We start from the raw sequence: 23,466 nt of genomic DNA, 5'->3' as shown, positions 1-23,466 counted from the left end.
AATATATCTATATACCGCTGAGGATATACCATGGCTCTTTACGTGAAAGATCCGGAAGTCGATCAGATGGCCGAGCGCCTGAGCCGTATCGGCCGCATCAGCAAGACCGAGGCGGTCCGCCGCGCCTTGCGCCGCGAGCTGGACCAGGTTGAAACGCCCTCCGATTTCGTCGAGCGCGGGGTGGCCTTTACGCGCGCCTTGATCGCACGGGGCGATCGGGAAGGCGGGCAGCCGGTGGATAAGGCCTGGATCGACGGCCTTTATGAGGAGTCCTGATGTTCCTGGACGCTTCGGCGATCACGGCGATCCTCACGGACGAGGATGATGCGCGCCATCTGTTCGCGCGCATGGCAACCTACCCACGTCGGATCACCTCGCCCCTGGCCGTGTGGGAGGCGACCCTGGCCGTGGCCCGTCGCCTCAGGCTTGACCTCGATGACAGCGAGACCGCGGTCGAGGCGTTTCTCAAGGCGTTCGGCGTCGAGGTGTTGGCCGTTCCGGCCGAAGTGCGACATGGGGCGCTTGCCGCCCACGCCCGCTATGGCAAGGGCCGTCATCCCGCCGCGCTGAATTTCGGCGACTGCTTCGCCTATGCCTGCGCGCGCCAGGCAAATGCGCCCATGCTCTACAAGGACGACGATTTCACCCGCACCGATATCGAGCCCGCATGATGACCTGGCGCGACCACCTTCCCCCCACACGCGGCAAGCTGCTGCGGGACGAGCCCTTGGCGCCCTACACCTGGTTTCGGGTGGGCGGGGCGGCGGATGTGCTGTTCATTCCGGCCGACGCCGACGATCTGGCGGACTTCCTGAAGGCGCTGGACCCGGCGGTCCCGGTGACGGTGCTGGGCGTCGGCTCCAACGTCATCGTCCGCGACGGCGGGATCGAGGGGGTGGTCATCCGCCTGGCCGGCCGCGCCTGGGGTCAGGTGAACGCTGATGGCGATACGATCACCGCCGGGGCCGGGGCGCTGGACAGCATGGTGGCCCGCGCCAGCGCCAGGGCGGGCCTGGCGGGGCTGGAGTTCTATGCCGGCATTCCCGGCGCGGTCGGGGGCGCCCTGACCATGAACGCGGGCTGCTATGGGTCGGAGACCAAGGATGTGCTGGTCTCGGCCTGGGGGCTGAACCGGGCGGGCGAACGGGTCGACTACGCCCTGGCCGACTTCGGCTACACCTACCGCCATTCAAAGGCCCCCGCCGACATCATCTGGGTCGAGGCCGTCTATCGCGGGACGCCCGACGCGCCCGAGGCCGTCCAGGCCCGGATCGACGAGATCACCGCCCGCCGCGAACAGACCCAGCCGATCCGCGAAAAGACCGGCGGCTCCACCTTCAAGAACCCGCCCGGCCATTCGTCATGGAAACTGGTGGACGAGGCGGGCTGGCGCGGCCGGCTTCACGCCGCGCCACTTCCTTTTGGGGGCGGCGGGGCGATGTTCAGCGACCTGCATTCCAACTTCATGATCAACCCCGGCGAGGCCACCGCCGCCGACATAGAGGCGCTGGGCGAGGCCGTGCGCGCCGATGTCCTGAAGAAGACCGGCGTCCAGCTGGACTGGGAGATCCGGCGGATCGGGCGGCCCGGCTGAAAGGCCTGCCTTCCCGTCTCCTCCCTGTCGCGCAGCGATGGGGAGGTGGATCGGCGGCGACAGCCGACGAGACGGAGGGGTTCTGTCTTGGCGCCCCTGAAGATCCCCTCCACCGCCTGCGGCGGTCCCCCTCCCCATGAAATGGGGAGGAGACGACTGCGGCCTCTCCCTCGAGGAGAGAAGACTCGTCGAGATCGGCTCTTAGTAAACCCGGCGTAAACCAACCTTCGGCGATCAAGGTGGCTCGCGCCCGTTTCGAGTTCCGCATGACCCGCCGTCCCCAAGACATGCACGTCGCCGTCCTGATGGGCGGGCTGTCGTCCGAGCGCGAGGTCTCCCTGTCGTCCGGCGAAGGCTGCGCCGCGGCCCTGGAGACGGTCGGCTATCGCGTCACCCGCGTCGACGCCGGCCGCGACCTGGCCCAGGTGCTGGCCGCGCTGAAGCCCGACGTCGCCTTCAACGCCCTGCACGGCGTCTGGGGCGAGGACGGCTGCGTCCAGGGGGTGCTGGAGACCCTGGCCCTTCCCTACACCCATTCCGGCGTCCTGGCCTCGGCCCTGGCCATGGACAAGGACAAGTCCAAGGCCGTGCTGGCGGCCGCCGGCCTGGCCGTTCCGGGCGGCGGCCTGTTCGACCGGCATGAGGTGGCGCGCCGCCACGTCATCGCCCCGCCCTATGTGATCAAGCCGAACGCCGAGGGCTCGTCCGTCGGTGTCTTCCTGGTGCCCGAGGGCGCCAACGCCCCCCAGACCGCCGTCGGCGCCGACGACTGGACCTATGGCGAACAGGTGATGGTCGAGCCCTTCATCGCCGGGCGCGAACTGTGCGTCGCCGTCCTGGGTGAGGCGTCCGGCCCGCGCGCCCTGACCGTGACCGACATCACCCCGGTCAAGGGCTTCTACGACTATGAGGCCAAATACGCCCCCGGGGGCTCGGTCCACGTCCTGCCGGCCCCCCTGCCGCCGGCGGTGTTCGAGCGCTGCCTGCGCCAGGCCGAGCGCGCCCACGCCGCCATGGGCTGCCGCGGGGTGTCGCGCGCCGACTTCCGTTATGACGATGTTAAGGACGATCTCGTCCTGCTGGAGGTCAACACCCAGCCGGGAATGACCCCGACCTCGCTCGTGCCCGAACAGGCCGCGCACGCGGGAATGGACTACCCGGCCCTGGTTCGATGGATGGTGGAGGACGCCTCATGCCGGCGGTAGTTCGCGGCGGCAGACGTCAGGGCGCGCCGGCGGGCGGACGCGGCGGCTCGGGCGCCGGGCGCGGCCGCGCGCCCCGCAACGCCCCGGCCACCCCGGCCAAGGTCGCGGCCCTGGGCCGGCTGGACCTGTCGCCGCGCGCGGTGATGCTCAGCATGGCGGCCGGCGCCCTGGTCCTGGTCGCCGTCCTGGCCACCGGCGGCCGGGCCGAACGCATCGGCGCCTCGGTCTCCCACGGGGTCGACGGTGTGACCACCGGCATGGGGCTGAAGCTGCGCCGCGTCCATGTCACCGGCGCCTCGGCCGAGGCCCAGCCGGCGATCCAGCAGGCGCTGGCGCTTCAGTCCGGCATGCCCATCATCGGCCTGGACCTGGACCAGTTGCGCCGCCAGGTCGAGGCCGTCGGCTGGGTGCGCGAGGCGCGCGTGGTCCGCCTGCTGCCCGACACTCTGATCGTCGAGGTCCAGGAGCACGACCGCCTGGCCGTGTGGCAGAACGCCGGCCGCGCCTGGGTCATCGACGGCGACGGGGCGGTCATTCCCGGCGCCCAGGCGGCCCGCTATCCCCAGCTGCCCCTGGTGGTCGGCAAGGGCGCCGACCAGGCCGCCGCCGACATCCTGCCGCTTCTGGCCCAGCGCCCGCGCCTGATGGGCCGCGTCGACGCCCTGGTGCGGGTGGACGAGCGCCGCTGGGACCTGCGGCTCAAGGACGGGTCGCTGATCCAGTTGCCGGCCCTGGGCCAGGATGCCGCCCTGATCCGGCTGGACGCCCTGGACCAGCGCGAGCGCCTGCTGGACCTGGGCTTCGCCCGGGTCGACCTGAGAACGCCCGAGGAGATCGCCGTCCGGCCCTCCGACGGCGGTGATGCGTGATCTGAAGGAGTCGCGGGCGTATGGCCGGACGCGTGGGTGACAATCCGAAGACCGCCGCCCTGGGCGCCGCGCGCGCGCCCGTGGTCGCGGCCCTGGACCTGGGCCATTCCAAGGTCTCCTGCTTCATCATGAAGCCGGACGGGGTGCGCCACGCCGACCGCACCATCCGCGTCGCCGGGGCCAGCCATGTCCAGGCCAAGGGGATCAAGGGCGGGGCCATCGTCAACATGGACGAGGCCGCCGGCGCCATCGGCCACGCTGTCGAACGGGCCGAACGGGCCGCCGGGGCCGCGGTCTCGGGCGTCATCGTCACCACCCCGATCGGCCAGATGGCCAGCCACCGCATCCGCGCCGAGGTCTCCCTGGGCGCCCGGCCGATCGACGACGCCGACCTGGCCCGCGCCATCGGCCTGGCCCTGGCCAGGCTCAAACTGCCCAACCGCCGGCCCATCCATGTCCTGCCCGTCGCCTGGTCGGTCGACGGCGCCCGCGGGGTGCGCGACCCGCGCGCCATGCGCGGCGGCGCCCTGGGCCTGGACCTGCTGGTGGTGTCGATGGCCGAGAGCGTCTTCGGCGCCCTCAGCCACTGTCTGGAGCTGGCCCATCTGGACCTCCAGGGCGTCGTCTCGGCCCCCGTCGTCTCCTCCCTGGCGGCGCTGGAGGAGGACGAGATGGACCTGGGCTGCGTCTGTATCGACATGGGCGGCGGGGCCACCACCGCGGCCGTCTGGCGCGACCGGTCCCTGATCCATGTCGAAAGCGTCGGCGTCGGAGGCGACCACATCACCTCCGACATCGCCTGCGCCCTGTCGACCAGCCGTTCGGGCGCCGAGCGTCTGAAGACCCTGCACGGCTCGGCCATGGCCTCGGCCAACGAGGACCGCGAGATGCTGGAGGCGCCCCCGCGCGGCGAAGACCCCTCCGCCGGCCCGGTCGTGGTGCCGCGCGCCATGCTGAAGACCATCATCTCGGCCCGGGTCGAGGAGACGCTGGAGCTGCTGCGCGACCGCCTGCGCGAAAAGGGCGCCCTGATCGATCCTGGCGCCGGAGTGGTCCTGACCGGCGGCGGCAGCCAGCTGACGGGCGTGCGCGAACTGGCCGTCCGCATTTTCGACCGGCCCGTGCGCCTGGGCCGGCCCCAGCGCGCGCCCCACCTGGCCGACGCCGCCTCCGGTCCGGCCTTCTGCGCCTCGGCCGGGGTGCTGCTGCGCGCCGCCTACGGCCCGCGCGAGGCGGTCTCGGCGCGCAAGCTGATGTCGCGCCAGATCGGCGCCGCCGACGCCCCGCGCGTGCATCGCGGCAACCTGGTCGCGCGCGCCGCCGGCTGGCTGCGTGACAACCTCTGACCCCGAACGCCCCATCCGGGCACGGAAAATTTGCGGCCAAGGTTAACGAAACCCCTTCGCGGGGGTCCGACTCAAGCTATCCGGTAACCTTCCCTTAACGCTCCCGGCGTTTCCTTAAGACGCCCGTAACCACTGGCGAATCGGCGGGATTTCGCGGGGCGGACAGGGCAGGGTCGGAAGGTCGGAACTTACATGTCTCTTTCTCTGGTGCGTCCGGAAACCACGGAACTGAAGCCTCGCATCGTCGTCTTCGGCGTGGGCGGGGCGGGCGGCAACGCCGTCAACAACATGATCGACGCCGGCCTTGAAGGGGTCGAGTTCGTCGTCGCCAACACCGACGCCCAGCACCTGTCGTTCGCCAAGACCGACCGCCGCATCCAACTGGGCGAGACGATCACCCAAGGCCTGGGGGCGGGGGCGCATCCGGAAGTCGGCATGAACGCCGCCGAGGAATCCGCCGACGAGATTCACGCGCACCTGGAAGGCGCGCACATGATCTTCATCACCGCCGGGATGGGCGGCGGCACCGGCACGGGCGCGGCCCCCATCATCGCCAAATGCGCCCGCGACCGCGGCATCCTGACCGTCGGCGTCGTGACCAAGCCCTTCACCTTCGAGGGCCGCCACCGCATGCGGCTGGCCGACGCGGGCATCGCCGAGCTTCAGCGCTACGTCGACACCCTGATCGTCATTCCGAACCAGAACCTGTTCCGCGTCGCCAATGAGCGCACCACCTTCGCCGACGCCTTCGGCATGGCCGACCAGGTGCTGCACTCGGGCGTGCGCTCGATCACCGACCTGATGATCCTGCCGGGCCTGATCAACCTGGACTTCGCCGACGTCCGCGCCGTCATGTCGGAAATGGGCAAGGCCATGATGGGCACCGGCGAGGCCGAGGGCGAGGACCGCGCCCTGCTGGCGGCCCAGAACGCCATCGCCAATCCCCTGCTGGACGAGACCAGCCTGAAGGGCGCCAAGGCCGTCCTGGTCAACATCACCGGCGGCATGGACATGACCCTGCTGGAGGTCGATGAGGCCGCCAACGCCATCTCGGCGGAAGTCGACGCCGACGCCAACATCATTTTCGGCGCCGCCTTCGATCCGGCCCTGGACGGCAAGATCCGCGTCTCGGTGGTCGCCACCGGCATGGACGAGGCCTCGATGCAGAAGATCGAGCCGACCCCGGCCGCCCGTCCCGGCGACATCCGCCGCCCGGGCGCGCCCCAGGCCGCCGCGCCTCAACCCGTCCCGACCCGTTACGAGGCCGCGCGCGCCGAGCCGGTCCGCGCCGAAGCTCCGGCCCGTCCGGCCCCCGCCGCCCGCGCCGAGGCGCCGGTGGTCCAGCCGACCTTCGCGCCCGCCACGGCCGCCGAGACCCGGGCCGAGCCGGTGATCCACGCCGCCGAGGCGCCGCGCACCCTGGAGCCGATCATCGATCCCTGGGTCGAGGCCTATGAAGCCGGCGAGCCCGCCGCCGCCCGCGCCGCCGCCCCGACGGTCCAGGGCGACCTCTACATGGACCGGGCCGCCCCGGTCGCCGCGCCCGAGACCGGGGCGGCCGACGACTATCCGGCCGACGACGGCGATCATCACCGCAAGTCGGGCTGGAGCCTGTTCGGTCGCGGCCGCCGCGCCGCCCCGGCCCCAACCTACGGCGCCCGCCCCGGCCCACGCGCCTCGGCCGCCGTCCCGGCCGAGCCGGAGATCGAGTCGCCCCAGACGGGCCAGGCCGACGACGACCTCGAAATCCCCTCCTTTCTTCGCCGACTGGCGAACTAGGGAGTAGGGCTTAGGGGTTAGGAATTAGGGGGCGACCGCGCGGTCGCCCCCTTTTCGTGTCCGACCATCCCTAAGATCTCAATGCAGGGTGTGCTCCGTGCCCGCCTTGCGGTCGATGCGGTTGGCCAGGCGGACGCCGGCGCCGGTCGGGGCGGCCAGCTTGCCGGCGCCGGGGTCCAGCTTGCGGGCCTCATGGGCGAAGGCCGCGGCCATGCCGGCGGTGGACATGGCGGCGGCGACCTGGAGCGTCCGGCTGGCGGGCCGCAGGGCGATCCAGACCGCGTTCAGGGACTGGGCCACGGCCCACAGGGCCATGGCGCGGGTGCGTTCCGGGCGGGCCGGGGCGTTCCAGACCCGCACCGCCGACAGGGTGGTGGCCGAAAAGACCGCGGGCAGGATCAGGCTGAAGGCGCCGCGCGGCCGTTCGGTGATCGGTGCGTCGCCTTCTCGCGCATCCTGAAGCCTCGGCGGGCGGGGATGCAGGGTTCCGCGCGCCAGGGCGGCAGCCGCCAGGGCGAATCCGGCGGTCAGGGCGACGCCCATCAGGACATGGCCGAGGCTGCGCCCTTCGGCGTTCAGCAGGTCGGCGGCGCGGTCGCGCACCTCGTCGATGGCGTCGTCGATATCGGTCATCCGGCCCTCCTGGCTGTGGGAGGGGGAATGAGCGGGGGCGGGCCTAGTTCCCGGTGGCCGCGCCGTCGGTGACGATCTCCTTCATCGCCGACTGCAGATAGTTCTGGGCGCCCATCAGTTCGATCAGCTTGTGCTGGTTCTCGAGGAAGTCGATGTGCTCCTCGGTGTCGGCCAGAATCTTCATCAGCAGGTCACGGCTGACGTAGTCGCGGGCCTCTTCGCACTGGGTCACGGCGGCGGCGGTGGTCACCCGGCTGTCGATCTCGAGCTGGAGATCGGCGCCCAGGCATTCGATGGGCTCCTCCCCGACCTTGAGCTTGTGCAGGTCCTGCAGGTTGGGCAGGCCGTCCAGGAACAGGATGCGCTTGATCAGCATGTCGGCGTGCTTCATCTCGCCGATCGATTCATCGTAGATGACATGGCCCAGGTGGCTGAGGCCCCAGCTCTCGAACATCCGGGCGTGCAGGAAATACTGATTCACCGCCGTCAGTTCGTTGGTCAGCACCGCGTTGAGGGTGCGGATGATCGCGGGATCGCCCTTCATGTCGTCGCCTCCTGCGCCGCGGATTCGTCGGCGTCCGGCTCAGATAACACGAAGAAAGGGGGCGATGTTCACTTGCGAACACTTATCACTGCATTGAAAATGCGAGTGATTATTGTTTCCGAAAACTATTCGGCGGCCAGGGCGAAGGCGTCGCGGCCTTCCTGGATCATCTGACGCATTTCGCAGACGCATTTGGCGCACTGGGGGGCGCACTGGTGACGTTCGAACACGTCGCGCGGGCGGGCGGCGCCGGCCTCGATGGCCAGGGCCACATCGCGCTGGCGCAGGCCGTTGCAGTTGCAGACATACACGGGAGGCGAGCTCGGGAGGCGTTGCGAATGGTTCTCCATAGCAGGATCGTCGGCGAGTGCAATTCATTCTCAGATTGGCGGATTGACGCGGGCGGCGGGAAGCGGGATGGCGGGCCATGGCCAGATCCCCGACCACCCCGCCGCGCCCGCCGTGCCGCCTGTATCTGCTGACCCCGCCGCAGATCGCGGACCTGGAGGCCTTCGCGGCCGACCTGGAGGCGGCGCTGGACGCGGGCGAGGTCGCGGCCCTGCAGATCCGGCTGAAGCCCGCCCCGGACGAGGCGATCCGCGCGGCCGTGCGGCGGCTGGCGCCGATCGCCCAGGCGCGGGGGGTGGCGGTGATCCTGAACGACCGGCCCGATCTGGCGCGCGAACTGGGCTGCGACGGGGTCCATGTGGGCCAGGGGGACGCCTCCCTGGCCGAGGCGCGCCGGACCCTGGGGCCGGACGCCATGATCGGCGTCACCTGTCACGGCAGCTATCACCTGGCGATGGAGGCGGCCGAGGGAGGGGCGGACTATGTGGCCTTCGGCGCCTTCTTCCCGACCACGACCAAGGACGCGGTGCAGCGGGTCGAGCCCGAACTGCTGAACGCCTGGCAGGCGGCGATGGAAATCCCCTGCGTGGCCATAGGCGGGATCACGGCCGACAACGCCCGCGTTCTGGCCGAGGCGGGGGCCGACTTCGTGGCCGTCAGCGCCGGGGTCTGGGCCCATCCCGGAGGGCCGGCGGCGGGGGTGGCGGCCCTGAACCGGGCCCTGGCCGGCTGAATTCGCGCTTCAGGGGATATTAGGAGACCTCTGGTTATTCCGGTTCGGAACGTCCGACCGAGAATGATCGAATGACGAGCCGCGTGCTCACCTCCGACCCCCAGGCCCGGCCCGTCCGACCGACGGCGCCGATGCAGCCGGCGCGCGCCGCCGCCCCGGCGGGCGCGCGGAACAGCGCCTCGGCCCTGTTCGCCCAGCCCCTGGCCCCGATCCTGACGGCGGTGGGTGTGGCCGGGCTGATCGTCGTCAGCATCCTGTTCGCCCGGTCCGCGGGCCTGGTCTCGGCGCTGTGGGGCGCAGGCGGCCTGGCCGTGGCGGTGTGGCTGCGCAGCGGCCGGGGCGTCGCCTACGACCTGTGTTTCGGCGGGCTGATGACGGCCGGGGTGCTGGCGGCCGAGTTCCTGGTCGGCAATCCGCCGGCCCTGAGCCTGATGTTCACCGCCGCCAACATGATCGAGATCGTCGCGGCGGTGGTGCTGGTGCGCCGTTTCGCGCCCGATGCGAACCTGTCCACCGTCGAAGGCGCGGCGCGATTCCTGCTGAGCGCGGGTGTGGTCGCGCCCCTGCCGGCCGCCGCCTTCGCCGCCCTGATGCTGCAGGTCATGACCGGGGCCGACCCCGCGCCGGCGTTCCAGACCTGGTGGTTCGGGCACGCCCTGGGCATGGCGGTCGTGGGCGGTTTCGGCCTGGCCCTGACGCCGAGGCGGCTGGCGATGTTCGCGCGTCCGTGGCGGATGGTCGAGGCGGCTGGCCTGTTCGCCGTCCTGGGCGCCCTGTGCGTCCTGACCTTCTCGACCCTGAACCTGCCCATAACCTTCACCCTTCTGCCCTTCCTGCTGCTGATCGCGGCGCGGTTGCGGGTGCTGGGCGCGACGGCGGCCCTGATGGTGGTGGCGATCACGGCGGTTGGCGGGTCGATGATGGGCAACGGCCCCTACGCCCTGAGGTTCGAGCCGGCGCAGGCCGCCATGATGGCCCAGCTGCTGGTCCTGTTCGGCTATCTGCCGATCATGCTGGTCGCGGTGCTGCTGGATGAGCGCGACGCCCTGGCCGAACGCGCCCGCGCGGGCCAGAGGCGCGCCGAACTGGCGTCCGAGGCCAAGTCGCGGCTGCTGGCCAATGTGGCGCACGAGATCAAGAGCCCGGTCGGGGGGATCATCGGCATCGGCCAGCTGTGGACCAGCGGCCAGCTGGGGCCAGTCAGCCCGACCCAGGCCGAGATGGCCGAGATGCTGGTCAAGACCGCCCGCCAGGTCGAGAGCCTGTCGCACGACCTGCTGGACGTGGCGCGAGCGGAATCGGGCGCCGTGCGCGTGGAGTTGCGGCCCACCGACGTGCGGGGTCTTCTGGAGGATGTGCGGCGCGCCCTGGTCCTGCGGCCCGAGGCGGCGGGGGTGGAGATCGAGATCGAGGCCGAAGGCGAGTCCCTGGTGGCCCTGGCGGATTCCCAGAGGCTGAACCAGATCGTCGCCAACCTGGGCAGCAACGCCGTCAAATACGGCGGGACCGGCGGCAAGGTTCGGCTGCACGCCCGACGGGCGGGCGGCGTGGTCCGCATCGAGGTGATCGACCAGGGGCCGGGTCTGTCGCCTGAGAAACAGGCCCAGTTGTTCGAGCCCTTCAATCGTCTGGGTCTGGAGCGGTCGTCGGTCGAGGGGCACGGCATCGGCCTGGCCCTGGCCAAGCGGCTGACCGAACTGCAGGGCGGGACCATCGGGGTGCGTTCGACCGTGGGCGAGGGCTCCGCGTTCTGGGTCGAGATGCCCGCCGCCTGATACCGTCACGCGCGGTTCCCGGCGCCTTGCGATCGTCGCTTTCCGGGGCGAAGGTCGGACCATGAAATCCCTTACCCTTCTCGCCGTCGCCGCGGCGGCCGTCGCCCTTCCCGCCGCATCGGCCCAGGCCCAGACCCAAGCCCAGAATGCGGGGGGACAGTCGACCAGCAGTTCGGCCATCACCCGGTCGCTGAACCAGGCGCCGCCTTCGGCCATGGCCCCGGCCACCCCGCGCGACGAGGACCAGGTCAGCACCCGGCCCGTTGCGGCGCCGGCCATCGAGCCCGCCCGGACCCCGGCGGTCCAGCCCCCTCGGGCCCAGGCGCCGCAGGCCCAGACCACTCCCGCCCCGGCTCAGGCGCAGGGACCAGCTCAGGCCCAGACGCGCCCGGCGACCGCGCCCGCCTCTTCACCCGCCGCGACGCCGCGGTCGACGACGGAAGCGCCCCCGGGGCCGACGCCCGAAACGACGGCCGAGCCCGCGCCCGAGCCGGAGCCCGCCCCCCTGGACGCCGCCGCCATCGCGGCCCTGCCCTTCCGTGTCGACCTGCCGGCGGGAACGACGATCACGGCGGCCCGGCCGGGGCCGGATTTCCGCATCTGGTCGGTCCGCAAGGCCGGCCGCACCCTGGCCATGATCTATGCCGGGCCGGCCTCGCAGTTTCCGATCTATGACGGCCAGCAGGTCCAGGCGGCCGGCCGCACCTCGGTTGTGGTGACGGAGGAGGGACAACGCCTGGCCCTGGAGCACCTGTTCCAGCGTGACGCCGCACCGCGCGAAATCCACGTCTGGGTCGCCAGCGTGGACGGGGCCGACCGCGTCCTGGCCGAGCGCCTCGCCCAGTCGGTCGATCCGCGTTAGGGCGAATCCGAACGCGGGTTTTCGTGCGGCATATCCGCTGCCCGCCTTGTCGAAGGACGCCGCGACCGCCATCTAGACCGGAACCCCGATTCCGACCTTTCGCTGACGCGGAGCGCCGATGCCCCATGCCGACAGCCTGATCGTCACCCTGGTCGGGGCCTTCGTCCTGGCCTTCGTGTTCGGCATGATCGCCAATCGGCTGAAGCTGTCGCCCCTGGTGGGCTATCTGGTGGCGGGGGTGGTGGCGGGGCCGCACACGGCGGGGTTCGTCGCCGACACCCATCTGGCGCCCCAGCTGGCCGAGATCGGCGTCATCCTGCTGATGTTCGGGGTCGGGCTGCATTTCTCGCCGCGCGACCTGATGCAGGTGCGAAAGGTCGCGCTGCCCGGCGCCCTGGCCCAGATCGCCGCCGCGACCGGCATGGGCTGGCTGCTGGGCCGGTTCCTGCTGGGGATGAGCGATCTGGAAGCCACCCTGATGGGCTTCTCCCTGTCCGTGGCCTCCACCGTCGTGCTGATGCGGGCGCTGGAGGAGCGAAAGCAGAGCAAGGGCGAGATCGGACGGATCGCGGTCGGTTGGCTGATCGTCGAGGACCTGGTGATCGTCATCGCCCTGGTCATGCTGCCCATGATCCTGGTCCGTCCGGGAGAGGCGGTGGACGGGACCGCCCTGGCGTTCAGCGTCGGCTGGACCGTTCTGAAGGTCGTGGCCTTCGTCGCCGTCATGCTGGTGCTGGGCGGGCGGGTCATGCCCTGGCTCCTGGTGCGGATCGCCCATACCCGGTCGCGGGAACTGTTCACCCTGGGGGTTCTGGCCATCGCCCTGGGCATCGCCTGGGTGGCCTATGCGCTGTTCCACTCGTTCGCCCTGGGCGCCTTCCTGGCGGGGCTGGTGCTGAACGGATCGCCCCTGGGGCACAATGCGGCCGAGCGGTCCCTGCCGCTGCGCGACGCCTTCGCCGTGCTGTTCTTCGTCTCGGTGGGGATGCTGTTCGATCCGGCCATCCTGGTCAGCCGGCCCCTGGCGGTGGTCGGGGTGCTGGGCATCATCATCATCGGCAAGTCGCTGGCGGCCCTGGTCATCACCCATCACTTCAAGCTGGACAGGGCGACCGGCCTGACCGTCGCGGCCAGTCTGGCCCAGATCGGGGAATTCAGCTTCATCCTGGCGGCCCTGGGCCTGCAGGAAGGGGTGATGCGGGCCGAGACGCGCGACCTGATCCTGGCCGGCGCCCTGCTGTCGATCTCCTTGCACCCCTTCGTCTTCGGCCTGATCGACCGGATGGGCGCCCGCCCGGCGCCCCAAGGCGCGAAGGCTCCGGCCGCCTCCCCCCCGACCGTGCGCGACGTGGCCTGATCCAGAGGGCTACAGCACCCCGATCATCGAGGCGACCAGGGGGTGGCGGACGATGTCGCGTTCGGCCAGGCGGACCACGGCGATGTCCGGCACCTGTTCCAGCCGCTCCGAGATGTCGGACAGGCCCGAGACGCCGGGCAGGAGGTCCGACTGGTGCGGGTCGCCGGTGACCACCATGGTCGAGTGCCAACCCAGGCGGGTCAGCAGCATCTTCAGCTGGACGTAGGTGCAGTTCTGGGCCTCATCCACCACGATGAAGGCGTTGTTCAGGGTGCGGCCGCGCATGTAGCCGATCGGGGCGATCTCGATCAGCCCCTCGGCCATCAGGGCCTTGACGCGCTTCATCGACAGCCGGTCCGACAGGGCGTCGTAGAGGGGCCGCAGATAGGGAGCCAGCTTGTCCTCCATGTCGCCGGGCAGGAAGCCGATGGATTCGCCCGCCTCGACCGCCGGGCGGCTGAGGACGATACGGCCGACGCGCCCGGCCTCCAGCGCCTCGACCGCCTTGGCCACGGCCAGATAGGTCTTGCCCGTACCCGCCGGGCCCAGGGCCATGACCAGATTGTGGGTGTCCATGGCCGCCATCAGTTCGGCCTGGCCCTCCGACTTGGGCTTCAGCGTCTTCAGATAGGCCTGGTCGCGTTCGTCATTCGACGGATAGGGCGACCAGCCGCCCCCCGCGTTACGCGGCATCTGCCGGACCTTGGCGTCCTCGACGAACTGACGGGTGTCGAGAACACCGAACTCACGGGCCTGACGCTTGAGTGCCGCACGCTTGGTCATGGACGCCTCCAGGGCATGAAAAAAGGCGACGCCGGAAAGGCATCGCCTCGAACGAGGATGAACGGGAGAAGGGGCGCGACGCGACCACCGGGGTCGTCTGCGGGTTCAATGCTCAGCGGGATGACCCGCCGACCGGAACGCAGCACGCGCGTTCTCCGTGGACTGACCGGACCGGGCTTGATCCGGCTTCTGATCCGGGGCGAAAACAGAGCCTCGAATCGCACTTACACTGTGATGCTAGCGTGGTTTACGAGAGCTTAAAGCGCTCGTTTTCTTTAATAAGGTGATGGTCTTATGACGATTTATGCGTTGGCGGACAAGAAACCGCAGCTGCCGCCCCAGGGCGAATACTGGGTGGCGCCGAACGCTGTCGTCACAGGAGACGTGATTCTGCATCCGGGGGCCAGCGTCTGGTTCGGGGCGGTGGTGCGCGGCGACAACGACCCGATCACCATCGGCGCCGACAGCAATATCCAGGACGGCAGCGTCCTGCATTCCGACCCCGGCGAGCCCCTGACCATCGGGCGGGGGGTCACGGTCGGGCACATGGCCATGCTGCACAGCTGCGAGATCGGCGACAACTGCCTGATCGGCATCGGGGCGGTGGTGCTGGGTCGGGCCAGGATCGGGAACAACTGCCTGATCGGCGCCAACGCCCTGATCACCGAAGGCAAGATCATCCCGGACAACAGCCTGGTGATGGGCCAGCCGGGCAAGGTGGTCCGCGAGCTTGAGCCGGGACAGATCGAGGCCCTGAAGGCCTCGGCCCGCCACTATGTCGAGAATTGGCGCCGCTATGCGACGGGGCTGAAGGAGATTTAGGCGACCCGGCGGCCGTCCAGGCAGGCCAGGGCCACGGGGGCGGGGCGGATAGGGCCGACGCCGATGGAGACGCGGGCGTTCAGGGCCTCGACCCCGCGCAGATCCCGGGCCAGGGCGCCCAGGGGCTGATACAGGCCGATCAGCCGGTCAGGCCGGCCGTCGGGGCCGCGCAGGGGGGCCAGGGCGATCTCCAGCCCCTCGGCGCCGGCGGCGGCCACGACCACCACCGGGCGGGCCTCGCGGAAGGCCTGGATCAGGGCCGAGGCGACCAGGGGGCGGCTGTCGGCGGCCCAGAGGTCCAGCCAGGGGCGCGCCGCCAGGGATCGGTCGTGAAAACCCTCGATCCAACCGCCGGCGAACCGCACCTTCGCCCCCTCGCCGGTGCGGTTCGCCACGAACACCTGCGGCAGCAGGGGCCCGAAGGCGGCGGGATCGACCGACAGACGCGACGGGATGCGCTGCGCCCCCGGCAGCAGGCTCCAGGCGTCGATCAGCGTCTGTGTGCCACGATGGAACATCGTCGGTCCCTCCGACCGCCTCGGCGCAAGGGCCGCGCCGTGATCAGGGAAACGGAAATGCAAGGGTTTTCCCGTCTGATGCAGGCTGACGACCTGTATGGAGGGCCGGCCCATGCGGCTGAGCATCAAGACCTGGCTGCCGGCGGCCCTGGGCTTCCTGGCCCTGACGGCCTTCGCCGACAAGGCCGCGGCCCAGTGCAATCAGGGCTGCGAACCGCCCCCGCCGCCGTGCTGCCAGCCGCCGCCCCCGCCGCCCCCGCCGCCGCCCCCAAGCGGGTGCTGCGAGGCGCCGCCCGCGCCGCCGTGCTGTGGGTCGGGCAGTGTCAATGTGAACGTCAACGTCAATGCGAACGCCGGCGCCGCGGCTGGCGCGCGGGCGGCGATCAACGCCCGCGCCGGGGGATCGGTCTATGTCCAGGGCGGCGGTTCGGCCTACATCAATGTTGAACAGCCCTATCCCACCGTCATCCAGGGACTGAACGTCGAGGGCGCGCGGATGCGCGAGACGGTGCGGACCCCCTTCACCTCGCGTCGCCGGATGGAGAAGCGGGTGGTGATCCAGGCCGTCTGCATCGACGACCGCGCCCGTCCGCATCCGGCCTCGCAGGTGCGGCCCGACCGGGACGTGGACGGCGACTATGAGGGCGAGATCTATCGCTGCCTCGCCGGGACCTGGCTGCAGGCCACCATCGCCGACTACAATGGCGAGATCAGCTGGGACCACGGCGAGACCCTGGCCTGCCGCAAGGGCGAGGCCCTGTGGCACGGCCGCGGCGGCCGCGTCGAATGCCGGGTCCAGAAGGCCGAGCGCGACTGCAACGAACGCTCGCTGCTGCGGCGCTATGGGGCGGGGATCAAGATCCTGACCCTGATCCGCGAAGAGGAATATGTCGAATACCGCGAAGAGGTGGTCGAACGGTCCGGCGTGGCCATTTCGGGCGCCAGCATGATGCTGGACGGCGGGGTCGGCGGCCGGGTGTTCTGAACCCGCCGTTCAGCCGCCGGTCAGGCGGCGCGGCGCAAGATTTGTCCGTGTCGATCCTCCGTCGACCATGGACCTGGCCCCGGCTCGTGATGAGCCGGGGTCTTTTTATTCGGCCGGGACGACCTCGGCGCGCCAGGCGCGGTCGGGACGCAGATAGGTCCGGGCCAGGGCCTGGATGTCGGCCGGGGTGACCGATTCCAGGTCGGCGAGGTGGTTGCGGATCTCGTCCAGGCTGGCGGGGGTCTTCTGGGCGTCCTGAAGCTGGCCCAGCCAGTAGGCGTTGTCGTTGCGGCTGCGTTTCAGGGCTTCGACCGTGGGCCGCTGGGCGCGGATCAGTTCGTCGGCCTCGATCGGCGTGTCGCGCAGGTCGGCGGCGATCTGGTCGATGGTCTCGAACAGGCGCGGCAGGTCGTCGGGCGTAACCTCAGCGGTGACGGCGATGGAGCCGTAGCCGGGGAAGGTGTTGGAGGCGCTGGCCCCGGCGCGGGGCGAATAGGCCAGGGCCATCTGTTCGCGGATCACGGCGTTGAGGCGCAGCTGAAGCACGTCCGACAGCAGACTGACCCGACGCGCCTCGGTGCGGTCGCCGACGGCGTCGGTGGTCGGCCAGGCGACATAGCCGAGGGCCTGGCCCGGCTGGCCGTTGTGGGTCAGGCGGACGGGGGTGGCGGTCGGGTCGGGGAAGCGCCGCTGGTCCGCGCCCGGCGCGGGGGCGAGGGCCGGCGCGCGGGCGGGCAGGGCGCCGAAGGTGGCGGCCACCGCCGCGACGGCGTCTTCCGGCGTCACGTCCCCGACCATGACGATGTCGATCGGCCCCTGGGCCAGGCCCTGGCGGACAATCTGGCGCAGGGCGTCCAGGTCCATGGCCGCGACCTCGGCCTCGGTCGGGAAGGCGGCGCGGCGGTCGCCGCCGGCCAGCAGCTCGGCCGACTTGACCGCGAAGGCGCCGCCCGGAGTGGACAGGATCTGTCCCATCATCTGCGGAAAGGCCGACTTGATTTGGTCGAAGGGGGCGGCGCGCAGGCCCGGATCGGTCAGATAGGCCGCCATCACCTGCATCTGCAGCGTCAGGTCGGCCGGGGTGGTGGCGCCGGTGAACTGGAAGGCGTCGGCGCCCATGCCGGCGCTGACATTATAGGTGCGGCCGCTGAGCACCCGGGTCATCTGATCCAGGGTCAGGCGGCCGACGCCGCCGGCGACCAGCACGTTGTCGACCAGCTGGCCCTCGGTCACGCGGTCGGTCGGAAGGGCCAGGTCGCCGATGCCGGTGCGGACGCTGACCAGGATCTGGTCGTCGCGGAAATCGGTCGGCTTGACCGTCAGCCGCACCCCGTTGGCGAAGCGGAACAGGGTCAGGCCCAGATCCTGGACCTCCGTCCGGTCGACCGGCTGGGCCGCCGGGCCGAAATCGGCATAGGGCCAGTCCAGGGCCGCGTCGGCGGCGCGGGCCGCGACTGGGACCTGGCGCGAGGCCTCCAGAGCGGCCGTGACCGCCGCCTCTCCGCCCTCGATCGGGACGGGGCTGACGACCAGCATGACCGGCCCCTGGCCCTCGAAGGCCTGGCGCACGGCGGCGTCGACCTGGGCCGGGGTCAGCCCCTGCGTCAGGGCCTCGAACAAGGCCAGATTAGCCGCCGGGCTGGTGAAGACGCGGTCGGCGTTGACGCTGCCGGCCAGGGCGCCGGCCAGGGCGGGGGTTGAGCGGGTCGCGGCGGCGGCGGCGGCGTTCTGAAGCGCGGTGCGGGTGTCGGCGATCTCGCGCTGAAGCTCGGCCTCGGTCACGCCGAACTGGACCAGGCGACGCTGCTCCTGCTCCATCGTCTCGAGGGCGCGGGCCCACTGGCCCGGATTGAAGGCCGCCGAGACCGTGCCGATCTCGACGCTGTCGAACAGATCGCCGGTCGAGGCGCCGGCGCCCAGGAAGGGCGGGTTGTCCGCGCGCGCGATCTCGCCCAGGCGGCGGTTCAGCACCGCCAGGCCCAGGCTGGCCAGGGTCTTCTGCTTGCGCTGGTCGGCCGTGTCGGGGCTGAGGTCCGGCGGGCGGACCCAGTTCAGCTGGAGCGTCGACTGGACGCCGGGTTCGACCAGGATGCGGGTCTCGGGGCCGCGCTCGGCGACCTGACCCAGGTCGGGATCGGCGCCGGCCGCCCCTTCGCCGCGCCAGGACTCGAAGGCGGCGCGGATCTTGGCCTCCATGACGTCCAGGTCGAAATCGCCGACAGCGACCAGGGTCGCCCGTTCGGGCCGATACCAGGCGCGGTAGAAGTCGATGAAGCTCTGGGCCGGTGCGGTCTGGACGATGGTGTTGTCCCCGTCGGGCAGGCGCGAGGCCAGCCTCTGACCCTGGGCCAGCAGGCCCAGCTGGGCCACCGCGGAACGGCGGCCAGGGGTGTCGCGGCTGCGGTCCTCGCCGACGATGACGCCGCGTTCGGCGTCGATGTCCGCCGTGGCCATCAGGGCGTCCGACATCATTTCGCGCAGGATCCGCAGGCTGGCGTCCACCGTCTCGTCGTCGGTGCGAGGCAGCTCCAGCTTGTAGACCGTCTCGTCCGGGGCGGTGGTGGCGTTGGTGTCGGCCCCGAAGGCCAGGCCCAGCCGTTCGAGAATCCGCAGCAGCTCGTTCTCCGGAATGTCGTCCGAGCCGTTGAAAACCATGTGTTCGGTGAAGTGGGCCAGCCCCTTCTGGTCGTCCGTCTCCATCAGGGTTCCGGCGTCGATCCGCAGGCGCAGGGACGCCTGGCCCGGCGGGGTGGCGTTGTGCATCAGGGCGTAGCGCATGCCGTTGGGCAGGCGGCCGAACCGCACCGCCGCGTCGGGCGCCAGGTCGCTGGCCTCATGCGACCAGGCCGCCGGAGCTTGCGTCTGGGCCAGGGCGGGCAGGCCGGCGCCCGCACCGAGGGCAAGGCCGGATGCGGCGACGAGAAGCAGGCGGCGGAAACGGCGCATGAAAGACTCCGGCAGGGCAGGGGAGACGGCGACAGGCGTCGCCGGCCGGACCGTATCCCACCGGCGCGCGTCGCGGCTAGGTTCAATCGACATCGGGGATGGCCCCTTCGATCCCTCTCCTGTTGGGAGAGGGCTTGAGCCTCCGGGAGCGTAGCGATCGGCAAGGCGAAAGGGTGAGGGGCGGATGTGGCCCATCGCGCGCTGATCTCGACGAGCCGACCCTCACCCTTTCGCGCAAGGCCAATCGCCCTGACGGGCTCTTGGGCGCTTAAGCCCTCTCCCAATGGGAGAGGGAAGCGTGGGCGCGGCTGCGTCAGTTCGCCGGCCGGGAGACGTAGAAGGTGGCCGAATTGCCCACGGCGTTTGAGCCCGCCACCACGGCGCGGGCCGAGCCCTGGACCGTGGCCCCGGCCACGGCCGTGACCGAGGCGGCGTTGGTCTGGCTGTTGCGGGCGTCGATCACCCCCTGGCATTCCGAACAGGCGTAGCCGGTCACCACATTGCCCGCCGCGTCGGCGCCGACATAGACGTCATAGCCATTGCCGCCCGAGAATTGGGCCGAGGCGTCGATCGGGCCGCTGTTCAGCTGGACGTTGTCGATCTCCAGATAGATGTCGTTGTTTCCGGCCGACAGCTCGTTGCCGACGCCGCGCGCCTGAACCGTCGCGGCGCCGAAGTCGTAGGCGGTGACCACCCCGGAGGCCGAGACGCGGCCGGCGTTGCCCTGGTCCGAGGCCACGACCAGGGCGCCGCCCTGGTTGTAGAAGACCGCCTGGTTGGCGCCGGCGTTGGCGCGTCCGGCCAGGTCCCAGGCGTTGGCGGCGTTGGCGCTGGTGTCCGCCTCGACGCTTTCGCCGCTGGACCGCTGGCGCACGGTCAGGGCCTGGCCCGAGGCCAGGTCGCCGTTCGAGGCGGCGGCGTTGGCCAGGGCCTGGCTGGAAAACTCGGCCGACCCAGGGACATAGCGGCTGCCCATGAAATTCTCGGCCCGGACCGTGGCGGCCGAGGTCTGGTCGATGTCGGCGGCGATGACGGCGGTTTCGCCGCCGATGGCGGTGGTGTTGGCGATGGCCGCCGCCTGGACCGAGCCGCCGCCCAGCAGGCGCGCCTCTTCGCCCGTGATCTCGCTGGCGGCGCCGACATAGACGTCATCGACGTCCTGGCGGGACGACAGCTCCAGGTTGGCGTCATAGGCCCCGGCGGCCAGATAGTTGCCCCGCGCCTGGGTGACGGCGGTGACCGTCCCTGCCGTGTCGCCGCCCAGGGTCAGGCTGGTGGAGGCCGTGGTCGAGCCGCGCAGGGTCTGGCGCGAGGTCGCGGTCAGGCTGTCGTTCTGGACCGCGCCGGAAATCTCGTTGCCCCGGGCCGTGGTGGTGACGGTGACCTGATCCTGGGCGTCGACGACGTTCAGCACCTCGCCGGCGACGACGTCGCCCAGCTGAAGCTGTTCGTTCAGGACGAGTGAGCCCGGAGGCGTCTGCGCGGCGGCCTCAGTAGCGGCTGCGGCGCACATCGCCGTCGCGGCGATCATGCCAGCGAGATGGGTCGGCGCGGGTCTGGCCATTGTTGCTGTCCGTGTTGGGATAGGCCGCATAGTAGCCGCCGGTCGGGCCCACCGTGCCCAGGGGGTCGTTGGCGGCGTTCAGGCAGGCTTCCGGCCCCGGCGCGCCATAGAGGTTGGCCATCATCTCGACCGTGGCCCGCTCGATCATGGCCCGGACCGCCAGCTGGACCGGCTCGAAACCGCCCTGGCCGGCCGAGACGTCGAAGACGTTGCCGTTCAGGAAGTCGAACACCCCGGCCGAGACCTCGCGGCCGATGATCTGCTTCTGGTAGGAGATGACGTCGACCACCTCCAGGCTGGTGGTCTGGACCAGGCGCAGGTCCATGGCGATGTTCATCACGAACACCTTGCCGGTGATGACGCCCGAGCCGCCCCGGTTGGTGTCCACCTCGCCCATGCCGGCGTCGAAGCCGGCCGAGCGGATGTTGTAGTTCACCTCGGTGATGCCGCCGACGATATAGAAGTCCGACCCCGGCACCTGGCCCGCCAGGATGCGGCGGTATTGGGATTCCTCGGCCCCGGCCGGTTCGCCGATCAGCTTGTTGTTGGCGTAGCGCAGCTCCAGTTCCGACACCGAGGTGTCGAAGCGTTCGACGATTCGCGCGCCCGCCTTGGCCAGGGCCGAATAGGCCATCAGAGAGGCGCCGCCGGTCACCTGGCGTCCGCCGTCGGCCGAGACCGTGCCGGTGTAGTCGCTGATCCGGCCCACCGCGATTCGCGGCGACGGCAGATTGTAGCGCCGGGCGTAGTCGGCCAGGCAGTAGAGGGCCGCCGAATAGGGAGTGGGATTGGCGGTCACCGGCGCATTGCCGATGGGGGCGGCGTAGAGGCCCGACGGCCCGGCGGTCGGGCTGACGCAGCCGGCCAGAAGGGCCAGGGACGCCGTCAGGGCGCCGAATCGCAGCGGACGAGCGGTCATGGAAGCTTCAGCGTCCCGTTCAGCGCCGTTCCGGCCGTGATGTCGCCGGTGTTGGTCTGGGTGGAGTTGACGATCACCGTGTTGTGGTCGCCCTGGACCACCACGTTCAGGCTGTTGCCGACGGCCGAGGCGCCGCCGATCTGGGTTCCGCGGTTTCCGCCGGCGCCGGAATAGACGCTGGCGACGCCGCCGGACGCGCTGGAATAGCTGGAGGCGCCGGTCTGGATGATGCCGTCGATGATCAGGCGGTTGCCGCTGGCGTCGCGGGTCGACCCGGTAGCCTGGCGGGCGGTGGTGTAGCGCGAGGCGCCGTATCCGGCCTGGAAGGCGCCGGCGCCCGCGGACCCGGCGGCCTGGGCCGACTGGGCGGCCGCGGCGTCGGCGAACGCCAGGACGGCCAGGGCCGCGACGGCGCCGCTCAGGGCTGTGATGGCCGGACTCATGGCTGGGGCGCTCCCTATCTTCTCAGCCGGTCGATGGGCCAATCTCCGTTAAGGTTATTAAGAAGCGCTTGAGATCGCGGGGCCGGTTCCGGGCCGCGCGCGGATCGAATCGCGCGTCCGGGATTTGATTCGTCGGCCGGTCTGGGCGAGGCTGGCCCCCTGACAGCGGCCGTGCCGCGGCCGCGCCCTATACATAGAGAGAGGGAGCGACGTCGTGCTGGTCACCGAGATTCTGAAATCCAAGGGCGATGCGGTCTTCGCCATCGCGCCGGCGACGACCCTGGCCGAGGCCTGCCGCGAACTGGACACGCGCCGGGTCGGCGCCCTGATCGTCTGCGACGCCGACCGGGTGGTGGGCGTCCTGTCCGAGCGGGACGTGGTGCGGGCGGTGGCGCGCGACGGCCAGGCCGCCCTGGAGCAGCCTACCGAGGCCTATATGACTCGCGAGGTGGTGTTCGCCCAGCCGGCCGAGAGCGTCGACCTGCTGATGGAGCGGATGACTGATCGCCGGGTGCGCCACCTGCCGGTGCTGCACGAAGAGCGTCTGTGCGGGGTGGTGTCCATCGGGGATGTGGTGAAATGCCAGATCGCCGAGGCCGCCCAGGAGGCCGAGAGCCTGCGCACCTATATCGCCGCGGGCTGATCCGGGCCGGGTTTCGGGGCCTCGGGCGGTCCGGATCCGGAAAAACGCGCGGCCATGAAAAAGCCGCTTGCGGGGCCGGAAGCGTCCCCCTATATCGACGCCTCGCTCGGGGACGGGCGGCGACGAAACCGGGACGGCCACGGCGGCCCCGATTTCTCGGCGAAAATCCGAGGTTCGCCTCTTGATTTTCGCGGGCCGTCCGATTAGTCTCCGCGCTTCAATCGAATCGTTCGAGACGAACTGAGGGAAGCCCCTCCGGCTTCCTGCGGTGGTTTTTTGCGGTCTGGAGGCTCTGGCCTCAACGAACGCAGAAAGGTCGAAAGGCCCGGTTGACACGGAGAGGCCGCCTCTTTAGGTAGCCGCCTCCGCCGCCCTCCGGGGCGGTTCCGAACCGAGAAGTTCTTTTCTGAAAAGAACGGCTTGACTAGGAAATCCGGGGCGCTAAACAGCGCCTCCCTCGCTTCCGGGCGGGGTCGTGAAAAGGGAAACTTCTTCGGAAGGATCGCTTGACACGGAAAACCGAGGCGACTACATCGCCGCCTCCGCCGCAACCGGGCGCTAAACGGTGGGGCCGCTCCGGCGGTTCCTGAGGTCTTTGAAATCGTTGATCTGGAAAGAGAAACGCAGGCGGCGGTGTCCTGGCGATAACCCTTCGAGGTTATCTCGACACTGACATCTGCGGTCTTTTTGAAAAGACATACCATGTAACCGATCTTCGGATCGGTGAACGTGGGATCTCGTCAAGAATACGTAGAACTAATGCCAGACGGTCTTCGGACTGTCATGCTTAGGTCAGAA

23 protein-coding genes are annotated in these 23,466 nt (G+C 70.5%); 14 read left to right on the top strand and 9 right to left on the bottom strand.

The window, feature by feature from the left end:
• Positions 1–30: 30 nt before the first annotated feature.
• From KF910_RS08225 to ftsZ, 7 genes are all read left to right on the top strand, one after another.
• Positions 31–276, top strand: coding sequence for a type II toxin-antitoxin system VapB family antitoxin (locus tag KF910_RS08225; RefSeq protein ID WP_292260438.1), 246 nt, complete (start codon positions 31–33; stop codon positions 274–276).
• Positions 276–671 carry a type II toxin-antitoxin system VapC family toxin gene (locus KF910_RS08220; protein WP_292260435.1) on the top strand — a complete coding sequence of 132 codons (396 nt, stop codon included), beginning with the start codon at positions 276–278 and terminating at the stop codon, positions 669–671. The genes KF910_RS08225 and KF910_RS08220 overlap by 1 nt, the downstream gene beginning before the upstream one ends.
• Positions 671–1,594 (top strand): UDP-N-acetylmuramate dehydrogenase, encoded by a 924-nt coding sequence (gene murB, locus KF910_RS08215; protein WP_292260870.1) that lies wholly within the window; start codon positions 671–673, stop codon positions 1,592–1,594. The genes KF910_RS08220 and murB overlap by 1 nt, the downstream gene beginning before the upstream one ends.
• 266 nt (positions 1,595–1,860) lie before the next feature.
• Positions 1,861–2,799, top strand: coding sequence for a D-alanine--D-alanine ligase (locus KF910_RS08210; protein WP_292260432.1), 939 nt, complete (start codon positions 1,861–1,863; stop codon positions 2,797–2,799).
• The gene (locus KF910_RS08205; RefSeq protein ID WP_292260429.1) at positions 2,787–3,668 is read left to right on the top strand and encodes a cell division protein FtsQ/DivIB; all 882 of its coding nucleotides are present in this window, start codon (positions 2,787–2,789) and stop codon (positions 3,666–3,668) included. The genes KF910_RS08210 and KF910_RS08205 overlap by 13 nt, the downstream gene beginning before the upstream one ends.
• Positions 3,669–3,688: 20 nt before the next feature.
• Complete coding sequence (ftsA, locus tag KF910_RS08200) at positions 3,689–5,014, top strand: cell division protein FtsA (protein WP_292260426.1); 1,326 nt, start codon at positions 3,689–3,691, stop codon at positions 5,012–5,014.
• Positions 5,015–5,206: 192 nt separating this feature from the next.
• Complete coding sequence (ftsZ, locus tag KF910_RS08195) at positions 5,207–6,793, top strand: cell division protein FtsZ (RefSeq protein ID WP_292260424.1); 1,587 nt, start codon at positions 5,207–5,209, stop codon at positions 6,791–6,793.
• A gap of 78 nt (positions 6,794–6,871) precedes the next feature.
• On the opposite strand, the gene KF910_RS08190 is transcribed toward ftsZ, so the two are convergent.
• The 3 genes from KF910_RS08190 to KF910_RS08180 form a co-directional block, all read right to left on the bottom strand.
• Entirely contained in the window at positions 6,872–7,426 is a 555-nt protein-coding gene (locus tag KF910_RS08190) for a tryptophan-rich sensory protein (RefSeq protein ID WP_292260422.1), read from the bottom strand.
• Positions 7,427–7,469: 43 nt separating this feature from the next.
• Entirely contained in the window at positions 7,470–7,970 is a 501-nt protein-coding gene (gene bfr, locus KF910_RS08185) for a bacterioferritin (protein WP_292260419.1), read from the bottom strand.
• Between the two features lie 125 nt (positions 7,971–8,095).
• A complete protein-coding gene (locus KF910_RS08180; protein ID WP_292260417.1) occupies positions 8,096–8,281 on the bottom strand; it encodes a (2Fe-2S)-binding protein in 186 nt (61 codons plus the stop codon).
• A gap of 116 nt (positions 8,282–8,397) precedes the next feature.
• On the opposite strand from KF910_RS08180, the gene thiE reads away from it, so the two are divergent.
• The 4 genes from thiE to KF910_RS08160 all read left to right on the top strand — a co-directional run bounded on the left by thiE (position 8,398) and on the right by KF910_RS08160 (position 13,045).
• A complete protein-coding gene (thiE, locus tag KF910_RS08175) occupies positions 8,398–9,051 on the top strand; it encodes a thiamine phosphate synthase (RefSeq protein WP_292260415.1) in 654 nt (217 codons plus the stop codon).
• 83 nt (positions 9,052–9,134) lie between these two features.
• Positions 9,135–10,826 carry a sensor histidine kinase gene (locus tag KF910_RS08170; protein ID WP_292260413.1) on the top strand — a complete coding sequence of 564 codons (1,692 nt, stop codon included), beginning with the start codon at positions 9,135–9,137 and terminating at the stop codon, positions 10,824–10,826.
• Between the two features lie 61 nt (positions 10,827–10,887).
• Positions 10,888–11,688, top strand: coding sequence for a hypothetical protein (locus tag KF910_RS08165; RefSeq protein WP_292260411.1), 801 nt, complete (start codon positions 10,888–10,890; stop codon positions 11,686–11,688).
• A gap of 118 nt (positions 11,689–11,806) precedes the next feature.
• A complete protein-coding gene (locus KF910_RS08160) occupies positions 11,807–13,045 on the top strand; it encodes a cation:proton antiporter (RefSeq protein WP_292260408.1) in 1,239 nt (412 codons plus the stop codon).
• 9 nt (positions 13,046–13,054) lie between these two features.
• On the opposite strand, the gene KF910_RS08155 is transcribed toward KF910_RS08160, so the two are convergent.
• Positions 13,055–13,840 (bottom strand): PhoH family protein, encoded by a 786-nt coding sequence (locus KF910_RS08155; RefSeq protein WP_292260868.1) that lies wholly within the window; start codon positions 13,838–13,840, stop codon positions 13,055–13,057.
• Positions 13,841–14,122: 282 nt separating this feature from the next.
• On the opposite strand from KF910_RS08155, the gene KF910_RS08150 reads away from it, so the two are divergent.
• Positions 14,123–14,650 (top strand): gamma carbonic anhydrase family protein, encoded by a 528-nt coding sequence (locus KF910_RS08150; protein ID WP_292260405.1) that lies wholly within the window; start codon positions 14,123–14,125, stop codon positions 14,648–14,650.
• On the opposite strand, the gene KF910_RS08145 is transcribed toward KF910_RS08150, so the two are convergent.
• Positions 14,647–15,168: a PAS domain-containing protein gene (locus tag KF910_RS08145; RefSeq protein ID WP_292260402.1), complete on the bottom strand. Its 522-nt coding sequence runs from the start codon at positions 15,166–15,168 to the stop codon at positions 14,647–14,649. The genes KF910_RS08150 and KF910_RS08145 overlap by 4 nt on opposite strands.
• 112 nt (positions 15,169–15,280) lie before the next feature.
• Between KF910_RS08145 and KF910_RS08140 the strand changes: the two genes are divergently transcribed.
• Positions 15,281–16,153: a hypothetical protein gene (locus KF910_RS08140; RefSeq protein WP_292260401.1), complete on the top strand. Its 873-nt coding sequence runs from the start codon at positions 15,281–15,283 to the stop codon at positions 16,151–16,153.
• A 105-nt stretch (positions 16,154–16,258) separates the two neighbouring features.
• On the opposite strand, the gene KF910_RS08135 is transcribed toward KF910_RS08140, so the two are convergent.
• The 4 genes from KF910_RS08135 to hfaA form a co-directional block, all read right to left on the bottom strand.
• Positions 16,259–19,099: a M16 family metallopeptidase gene (locus KF910_RS08135; protein WP_292260398.1), complete on the bottom strand. Its 2,841-nt coding sequence runs from the start codon at positions 19,097–19,099 to the stop codon at positions 16,259–16,261.
• A gap of 313 nt (positions 19,100–19,412) precedes the next feature.
• A complete protein-coding gene (gene hfaD, locus KF910_RS08130) occupies positions 19,413–20,663 on the bottom strand; it encodes a holdfast anchor protein HfaD (RefSeq protein WP_292260395.1) in 1,251 nt (416 codons plus the stop codon).
• Positions 20,590–21,582, bottom strand: coding sequence for a holdfast anchoring protein HfaB (gene hfaB, locus KF910_RS08125; protein ID WP_292260393.1), 993 nt, complete (start codon positions 21,580–21,582; stop codon positions 20,590–20,592). The genes hfaD and hfaB overlap by 74 nt, the downstream gene beginning before the upstream one ends.
• Positions 21,579–22,025 carry a holdfast anchoring protein HfaA gene (hfaA, locus tag KF910_RS08120; protein WP_292260391.1) on the bottom strand — a complete coding sequence of 149 codons (447 nt, stop codon included), beginning with the start codon at positions 22,023–22,025 and terminating at the stop codon, positions 21,579–21,581. Before hfaA ends, hfaB begins: the two co-directional genes overlap by 4 nt.
• Positions 22,026–22,239: 214 nt before the next feature.
• Between hfaA and KF910_RS08115 the strand changes: the two genes are divergently transcribed.
• Positions 22,240–22,668, top strand: coding sequence for a CBS domain-containing protein (locus KF910_RS08115; RefSeq protein ID WP_292260387.1), 429 nt, complete (start codon positions 22,240–22,242; stop codon positions 22,666–22,668).
• Positions 22,669–23,466: the final 798 nt, after the last annotated feature.

Origin of the sequence: Brevundimonas sp. (assembly GCF_019636155.1) — a bacterium.
Lineage (GTDB): Bacteria > Pseudomonadota > Alphaproteobacteria > Caulobacterales > Caulobacteraceae > Brevundimonas.
Note: the sequence above shows the minus strand (reverse complement) of the source record. Positions and strands in the feature narration are given on the sequence as shown.

Coding starts and splice junctions, on each gene's coding strand:
- KF910_RS08225 (WP_292260438.1), top strand. CDS start 31: ATGGCTCTTTACGTGAAAGATCCGGAAGTCGATCAGATGGCCGAGCGC.
- KF910_RS08220 (WP_292260435.1), top strand. CDS start 276: ATGTTCCTGGACGCTTCGGCGATCACGGCGATCCTCACGGACGAGGAT.
- murB (WP_292260870.1), top strand. CDS start 671: ATGACCTGGCGCGACCACCTTCCCCCCACACGCGGCAAGCTGCTGCGG.
- KF910_RS08210 (WP_292260432.1), top strand. CDS start 1,861: ATGACCCGCCGTCCCCAAGACATGCACGTCGCCGTCCTGATGGGCGGG.
- KF910_RS08205 (WP_292260429.1), top strand. CDS start 2,787: ATGCCGGCGGTAGTTCGCGGCGGCAGACGTCAGGGCGCGCCGGCGGGC.
- ftsA (WP_292260426.1), top strand. CDS start 3,689: ATGGCCGGACGCGTGGGTGACAATCCGAAGACCGCCGCCCTGGGCGCC.
- ftsZ (WP_292260424.1), top strand. CDS start 5,207: ATGTCTCTTTCTCTGGTGCGTCCGGAAACCACGGAACTGAAGCCTCGC.
- KF910_RS08190 (WP_292260422.1), bottom strand. CDS start 7,426: ATGACCGATATCGACGACGCCATCGACGAGGTGCGCGACCGCGCCGCC.
- bfr (WP_292260419.1), bottom strand. CDS start 7,970: ATGAAGGGCGATCCCGCGATCATCCGCACCCTCAACGCGGTGCTGACC.
- thiE (WP_292260415.1), top strand. CDS start 8,398: ATGGCCAGATCCCCGACCACCCCGCCGCGCCCGCCGTGCCGCCTGTAT.
- KF910_RS08165 (WP_292260411.1), top strand. CDS start 10,888: ATGAAATCCCTTACCCTTCTCGCCGTCGCCGCGGCGGCCGTCGCCCTT.
- KF910_RS08160 (WP_292260408.1), top strand. CDS start 11,807: ATGCCCCATGCCGACAGCCTGATCGTCACCCTGGTCGGGGCCTTCGTC.
- KF910_RS08150 (WP_292260405.1), top strand. CDS start 14,123: ATGACGATTTATGCGTTGGCGGACAAGAAACCGCAGCTGCCGCCCCAG.
- KF910_RS08145 (WP_292260402.1), bottom strand. CDS start 15,168: ATGTTCCATCGTGGCACACAGACGCTGATCGACGCCTGGAGCCTGCTG.
- KF910_RS08140 (WP_292260401.1), top strand. CDS start 15,281: ATGCGGCTGAGCATCAAGACCTGGCTGCCGGCGGCCCTGGGCTTCCTG.
- KF910_RS08135 (WP_292260398.1), bottom strand. CDS start 19,099: ATGCGCCGTTTCCGCCGCCTGCTTCTCGTCGCCGCATCCGGCCTTGCC.
- hfaD (WP_292260395.1), bottom strand. CDS start 20,663: ATGGCCAGACCCGCGCCGACCCATCTCGCTGGCATGATCGCCGCGACG.
- hfaB (WP_292260393.1), bottom strand. CDS start 21,582: ATGACCGCTCGTCCGCTGCGATTCGGCGCCCTGACGGCGTCCCTGGCC.
- hfaA (WP_292260391.1), bottom strand. CDS start 22,025: ATGAGTCCGGCCATCACAGCCCTGAGCGGCGCCGTCGCGGCCCTGGCC.